General features: G+C 39.3%; 7 protein-coding genes and 1 pseudogene. 6 read left to right on the top strand and 2 right to left on the bottom strand.

Translation table 11 applies throughout. The annotated features are described in order from the left end of the window. Together AB4160_RS19300 and AB4160_RS19295 are read left to right on the top strand one after the other, a co-directional pair. A partial coding sequence (locus tag AB4160_RS19300; protein WP_372006060.1) for an IS3 family transposase occupies window positions 1-651 on the top strand: 651 nt, incomplete at its 5' end. Window positions 652-684: 33 nt separating this feature from the next. After that, window positions 685-1,287: pseudogene (locus AB4160_RS19295) on the top strand (tyrosine-type recombinase/integrase); the annotation flags it as partial. Between the two features lie 60 nt (window positions 1,288-1,347). Here the strand turns inward: AB4160_RS19295 and AB4160_RS19290 are convergent. Both AB4160_RS19290 and AB4160_RS19285 read right to left on the bottom strand, forming a co-directional pair. Further along, window positions 1,348-1,554, bottom strand: a complete 207-nt coding sequence (locus tag AB4160_RS19290) for a hypothetical protein (protein ID WP_372006058.1) — start codon at window positions 1,552-1,554, stop codon at window positions 1,348-1,350. Window positions 1,555-1,572: 18 nt separating this feature from the next. Next, window positions 1,573-2,169, bottom strand: coding sequence for a helix-turn-helix domain-containing protein (locus AB4160_RS19285; RefSeq protein ID WP_372006056.1), 597 nt, complete (start codon window positions 2,167-2,169; stop codon window positions 1,573-1,575). Between the two features lie 95 nt (window positions 2,170-2,264). Here AB4160_RS19285 and AB4160_RS19280 point away from each other — a divergent pair, with 95 nt between their 5' ends. The 4 genes from AB4160_RS19280 (at window position 2,265) to AB4160_RS19265 (ending at window position 6,497) form a co-directional block, all read left to right on the top strand. Further along, window positions 2,265-4,607, top strand: a complete 2,343-nt coding sequence (locus AB4160_RS19280; RefSeq protein WP_372006054.1) for a DEAD/DEAH box helicase — start codon at window positions 2,265-2,267, stop codon at window positions 4,605-4,607. Next, entirely contained in the window at window positions 4,598-5,506 is a 909-nt protein-coding gene (locus AB4160_RS19275) for a tRNA-guanine transglycosylase (protein WP_372006052.1), read from the top strand. The genes AB4160_RS19280 and AB4160_RS19275 overlap by 10 nt, the downstream gene beginning before the upstream one ends. Continuing rightward, a complete protein-coding gene (locus AB4160_RS19270; protein ID WP_372006050.1) occupies window positions 5,503-5,967 on the top strand; it encodes a VUT family protein in 465 nt (154 codons plus the stop codon). Before AB4160_RS19275 ends, AB4160_RS19270 begins: the two co-directional genes overlap by 4 nt. Before the next feature lie 197 nt (window positions 5,968-6,164). After that, window positions 6,165-6,497, top strand: a complete 333-nt coding sequence (locus AB4160_RS19265; RefSeq protein ID WP_372006048.1) for a hypothetical protein — start codon at window positions 6,165-6,167, stop codon at window positions 6,495-6,497. Window positions 6,498-6,506 lie beyond the last annotated feature (9 nt).

Raw genomic sequence — 6,506 nt, 5'->3', positions numbered from 1 at the left:
TTTCGAAAGATATTTAAACGGTTACGCTTACTTGGTCATAAATGGAATCATAAACGTGTGTATCGCGTTTATTGTGGTTTGAAGCTTAACTTACGACGTAAAGGCAAAAAACGCATACCGTCACGTGAACCAGAGCCACTAGCCGTTCCAGTAAAGGCAAATGATTGCTGGTCAATGGATTTTATGAGCGACAACTTGTTTTCAGGAAAGTCGTTCAGAACGTTTAATGTGATTGATGACTATCATCGTGAAGCTTTAGCGATAGAAGTGGACTCAAGCTTACCTGCTCAACGGGTAATACGTGTACTGGATAGAATCGCAGCCTATCGCGGTTACCCTAAGCGTTTAAGGCAAGATAATGGGCCTGAGTTTATCTCACATGCACTTGAGATATGGGCTGAACAACACGGTATTAAGTTAGACTTTATTAAGCCAGGTAAGCCCACTCAAAATGCGTTTATTGAACGATTTAACCGAACTTATCGAAATGAAGTATTAGACTGTTATTTGTTCAACAGCTTGACTGAAGTAAGGGAAATCACGGATAGTTGGCTTGAAGAATATAATTATGATCGGCCCCATGAATCACTGAACGATCTACCGCCCAAGCTATATGAGCGGTTAAATAAAGAAAACTCTCTTAAAATATGATCGATATAAGGGAGGGTTACACTCACTCAATTTTTTAAAACTGCAAGCGACAATAGCGACAGCTTTAGTCGTGACAACTATCTAGCCTGTGCGTTACTGGTTACTCTGGGGATTAGGAAGTCTGAATTGGCTGAGGCGCCATGGAAGGAGTTTGATCTTGAAAAGCAGATATGGACGTTACCAAAAGAGCGAAGTAAATCAGGTGTTGGTATTACTATTCCATTACCTGAAGTTGTCATGGACTGGATACAAGAGCTAAAGATAAGGGCTTGTGGCTCTGAATATGTGCTCCCTAGTAGACGTTCAAGCAAGAATCCACACATGGGCAAAGATACCCTAAATCGAGCGATTACAAAGCTATTCGGTCATGAAGCTGGTAAAAAGAAGCAACCACCTAACTTAATGGGCGATATGACTCACTTCACCGTTCACGACTTACGCCGCACCTGTCGTACGTTACTGGCCAAGCAAGGCACGCCAGGGCATGTAGCAGAGCGCTGCCTGAATCATAAGCTTAAGGGCGTTGAAGGAGTTTATAATCAGCATGATTATTTTGAAGAAAGAAAAATTGCCTTAGTCGCTCTGTCTAAAAACTTAAATAAAATTATCAATATAGAACAACAATTACTCTTCTAGTTAAAAATTGAGCTGGCAGCTACATAATTTTCAATTGGTAGCTGCCAACTTAAATCATCACTATTTCTTTAGCGATAGGACTTCCACGAAACTATCGACACTATCTTCATCGATGGTATTTATCATTTCACGAATAGGGTTGTGCTCAATGTCTAAGCCTAGAGCCTCCCTTGCGATATTTAGAGCTTCTTCTCGACAACCATGATGCTGAGCCTCTAAAGTTAAAACTATTCGAACAATCGCCTTCTTCAACTCTCTATCAGACATTTATCACACCTCAACCTTTTAATTCAACAACTTATCTAGCGCCGGGTACAGCCTATTCAATAACTCTCTGGGTATGTCATCTACTCTACTTTTTAACCAATCTCTTTTTTCAATTTCGGTAACAGGGTTAATGCTTAAAAAGTAAGGATGGTCATTCAACAATTTATCATAATCAACCCCAAAAAAGTCGGACAAATTTTTCAATTTAATCTTATCTGGAGTTATTGTTCCTGATAACCACCGTGAAAGTGTTGTGTTATGGACTCCTAATGATTCTGCTAGTTTAGTCTTCCCTCCCGGCCCTAGTCCTGAGCACAATGTTTTCAAATTGTGGGCTAATACATTAGTTTTTGAAGATTTAAGTAAGCTAGAAAACTTTAACTCTGACTCATCAATTGCAAAAGCCTGGCTAACAACTCTTAAATCTGTCTCACTTACATTATCCCTCAATAACAGATCATCACAGTCCTCTGTCGAATAGTCGAGCTGAGAGAGTGAACTACCAAAACCACTAGCTTTGATCGAGTTCAACTTACTCTTAAGAGATTTTTTCCAGTACGGTTTTTCAATGCCAGCTTGCCAAAGCAAGAATCTAATATTCTCAGAAACAGACATAACGCTAATTTTTTATTAATTATTTAGCAAATATAACACTACACGCTTATTTTTTCCTAGTATAATTAGTTAAAAGACTAATAAACACAGTAGATATGTTTCATCCTCAACAACACTCAATCAACAACATGCTTGCTAGTTCTGAGGGGGGAGTCCTTCTTCACATGGCTACAGGTAGCGGGAAAACACACACCGCGCTGGAACATATCATCAAGACGATTAAAAGTGGTAAAAGGGCCATCTATATCACGCCTCTCAGAGCGCAAGCCAATGAGCTATTTAAAGCTTGGTCAAAAAAGTTAAGTGCATACAAAGTTGGTATCTATACTGGAGAATATCAAGATACTAAGCTCCCAGTTGCATTTCACGATGCTCAATTACTGATCATGACACCAGAAAGATTAGATGCATGCACTAGGTTTTGGCGCAATCACTGGTCATGGCTCCCTGAAGCTGATTTACTCGTGATCGATGAACTACACCTGTTAGGTGACATTCATAGGGGAGCACGGCTGGAAGGTGCTATTTCTAGATACAGAAGGCTTAACCCATTCGTTCGAATAATTGGTTTAACAGCGACGATAGGTAACTCTCAGCAACTTGCCCAATGGCTTAAAGTCGATGTATTTGAATCAAATTGGCGAGCAATTCCATTAAAATGGAATCAAGTAACATTTAAACGGGCAGAAGATAAAATAAATCTACTGCTCAATTTAGTCCTTGATGAAAAATCCCAGTCACTTATTTTTGTACAAAGTAGGAGAAGAGCTGAAGAAGTCAGTTTGACCTTACAACAACATAACATAGCTGCATCACACCATCATGCAGGTCTTTGCAAAGAAGAGCGAGAGTTCGTTGAGACAGACTTTAGACAGAATAAAATATCTGTTTTGGTTTGCACTCCAACGTTAGAAATGGGAGTTAACTTACCTGCAGGGCACGTATTCATCTTCGATGCCCAACAATACGACGGCTTTAACTATTCCTCTATATCAACGAATAGCGCTTGGCAACGAGCTGGTCGAGCAGGACGCCCAGGACTAGATACAAAGGCGCTAGTTACCATTTTTACGCCTGAATGGAAAAAAGATATCGATCATATCTTATCAGCCAAATTTGAATCAATAGAGTCAAAACTCACAAATGATGCACCGCTAGCGGAGCAACTGATTGCAGAGATCGCTTCTGGTTATGCTAAAGATCAAACTCAATTAATACGTAACCTACGTTTGTACTTCAATAGAAGCCAGCAACAAGAAGTAAAAGCGGAAAGACTAATTAGTGAAATGATTGATGCTGATATGCTAATTGAGTTCGAGTCAGAAAAACGTAATCAGCATATGCAGCTCAGAGCTACAAAATTAGGTAAACTGGCTTCTCGTCATATGCTTCAGCCTTCAAGCATATTGCTATTCAAAAAGGTAATCGATGATTACCAACAGATCTCTATCTTTGACTGTTTTTTGGTCCTATGCAGTACAAATGATTGTGAACCAATAATCCCTTTGGATTATGAACTACTTGAACAATTACAATCAGAGCTAGCTAATAAGCAAACACTACTACTGCAAGAAGAAACAAAAACTCTCTACAATACATTAAGTATTAGCGGAAAAAGGCTGATCAATGCTTTTTCTATGGCCTGCATGCTAGACGAGTTTTGCAACGGCAAAAGTATTGAAATTATAGCTTCATCCTGGGGGTGTTATCCTTTTGAAATATCAAGAGTCATTGATTCCTGTATTCGCCTGGTAACGGCTTTCAAAGGTTGTATTCCAGATGAAAAAAGCTTGATTGAAGCGTCATCAAAATCACTCCCGCTATCCTTGAAAATAAACCTAATTTCTACCATGTTGCAATCAGGTTTAGGGGTCAACACAGCTAGTTTAACAATGATCGAAGGTATTGGACCTAAGATAGCACTGAAAATGTATGAGAATGGAATTGAAGATATAGAAGACTTATCCACATCAGAAGCTGAACAATTATCAGAAATCCCTGGTTTTACTGTTAACCGTTCAAAGAGATGGATTAATGCTGCAGAGCAACTACTAGAACAAGGCTATGTAACACAACTTGAACAGTGGCAACCCACCGCAAACATAGAAAAAGAATCAAGCTACCTCATTGACCTGTATCGTCTAAAGCGCTCACTTGAATTGAAGATTAAACCGTCTGGAGAAGGTAGATATCGCGTGACCGGTGGCTCAGAACCCCATTTCTTGCAGACGAAGAACAAAAAATATTTATGCGATTGCATGGACTTCAAAAAGGGGAATTTGTGTAAACATATACTTGCCGTTAAACGCTACAGAAAAGATCCGATAACTTTGAGTGAAATAAATGACTTACAAAAGAAAAGTGACGACTCCTCGTTACTTTCTTTAAAAGAAATATGGATATCCGACATGCCAAAAGGCGCAGCATCATGGCGATAACGAGCATCAGCACTGCTAATGGAGAAGTGCGTTTCCCAAACTTCAGCCCTGTCACGACCTTTGGTGACAAGTATCCTTTAGATAGGCTCTTAAGACCCTACTTACCCAAGTTATCCCAATCTGTAATGGTAAGCCATTACTATGCACAATTCATGAAACTAGACGAAAGGCCTAAATGCCCACTTTTGATTGATTCTGGTGGCTTTGCGGCACTGTTCAGTAATACCAGAATACGAAAAATCAAAGGCCTTGGTACACTGATCATAGAAAGTGAAGACAAGACTGAAACTTTAACGCCTGAAAAAGTTCTTCGATTTCAAGAGAGCATTGCAGATATAGCTTTTACCTTAGATTTTCCTATCCCTCCAAAAACGTTATTAAGGGAGGCTAAACGTCGGCAAGCATTAACCATAGCTAATGCATTATGGGCACTAGAGAATAGAACAAACAGCAGCATGAAGCTGTTTGCTTGCATCCAAGCATGGGATGAACAAAGTGCTAAAACAAATGCACTCGCATATAAAGCCAAAGGATTTGATGGTATTGCCATTGGCGGTTTGGTCCCTAGGATACGAAACAGAGAGATTGTAGAAAAGATAGTTAAGTCGGTGCGAGAAACCGTACCTGACCTACCCATTCACATTTTCGGTATCGGAAAACCGGAAACGATACGGTGGCTCATTGAGCTCGGAGCAAACTCTTTTGATACGAGTTCTTATGTTCAATCGGCAGCTTCTGGTAATTGCTGGGGCTTGGACAAAATCCAAGTACAGACTAATCAGTTCGAAAAAATGCTGATTTCATTGAGTAATCTTTCAAAATTTACTCAGTATTCACTTCCACCCAATATTAGCTGGCAAATTGAACAACTATTTAACTTAAATGAGGACAAGCTTTGAAGTTTATCGTTGTATACATCTTAATGGTTGTAGGTATTAATTGGGGATTTTCTGTTACTGCACCTTTTGATACCCCAATGGGCCCACTACCACCAATGACATTTTTAGTCGGTATTATCTTTGTTATCAGAGATTATGCGCAACGAGCCGTCGGTCACAAAGTGCTTCCCGCCATGCTAGTTGCCAGTGTCATCAGCTACTTTATGGCAGACCCCTACGTTGCTATGGCTTCATTTTTTGCATTTTTAGGAAGTGAATTCATGGATTGGGCAGTATATACGTTTACCAAGAGACCTTTTCATCAAAGAGTGTTGCTGTCGAGTATCGTAGGAACTCCTGTAGATACTTTCATATTTTTACCCATGATAGGCTTCTTTTCATGGCCTGCAGCAATAATTATGATTGCATCAAAAATGCTGGCTGCGATAGCGGTATGGACTTGGTACAAAAAAAGAGCATAGCGCAATGAATAACAACTGTATATACTTACAGCAAGATGTATTTAGCCAGTGATTTTAATGAAGAAAATTATTGCTTACTTGAGGAGTTTTTTTATGAGCGCACCAAGCGAAAGTGTTACTCAATGGTTAGTTGATTCAGCTTTGTTTATTGATGAGAAGCAAATCAATAAACTGCATGAAGCAAATCAATAAACTGCATGAAGCAAATCAATAAACTGCATGAAGCAATCGTAAAGCCTGAGTTTGAATTGGTTTCTATCGCTGAAGGGAATTCTGAAACCGCAAAGCAGACTGCTGAAAATAGATGGAAGCTTGATACAGAAGCTGGTGGAACTCTTATTGAAATAGTTAAAGCTAAGCTAAAGGTTGGCTATCAACGAAATACAAAAAATGAGAATGGTCAGATAGATTCTAAAACAGAGAATTTTATCCCGGTCAATTCACCAGAAAGAAAACTAGAGGAGCTAGCTTCTTTGTATCAACTAGGAAAACATAGTGGTACAGAACATAAATTGCTCATGAGGCTGTAACTAATTTTG

The sequence above is a fragment of the Shewanella sp. 10N.286.51.B8 genome, assembly GCF_041469325.1.
In the GTDB taxonomy this organism is placed as follows: Bacteria; Pseudomonadota; Gammaproteobacteria; order Enterobacterales; family Shewanellaceae; genus Shewanella.
Note: the sequence above shows the minus strand (reverse complement) of the source record. Positions and strands in the feature narration are given on the sequence as shown.

What these genes read in the sequence shown, in the direction of transcription:
- AB4160_RS19280 (WP_372006054.1), top strand. Translation starts at nt 2,265, where the DNA reads ATGTTTCATCCTCAACAACACTCAATCAACAACATGCTTGCTAGTTCT.
- AB4160_RS19285 (WP_372006056.1), bottom strand. Translation starts at nt 2,169, where the DNA reads ATGTCTGTTTCTGAGAATATTAGATTCTTGCTTTGGCAAGCTGGCATT.
- AB4160_RS19290 (WP_372006058.1), bottom strand. Translation starts at nt 1,554, where the DNA reads ATGTCTGATAGAGAGTTGAAGAAGGCGATTGTTCGAATAGTTTTAACT.
- AB4160_RS19265 (WP_372006048.1), top strand. Translation starts at nt 6,165, where the DNA reads ATGAAGCAAATCAATAAACTGCATGAAGCAATCGTAAAGCCTGAGTTT.
- AB4160_RS19275 (WP_372006052.1), top strand. Translation starts at nt 4,598, where the DNA reads ATGGCGATAACGAGCATCAGCACTGCTAATGGAGAAGTGCGTTTCCCA.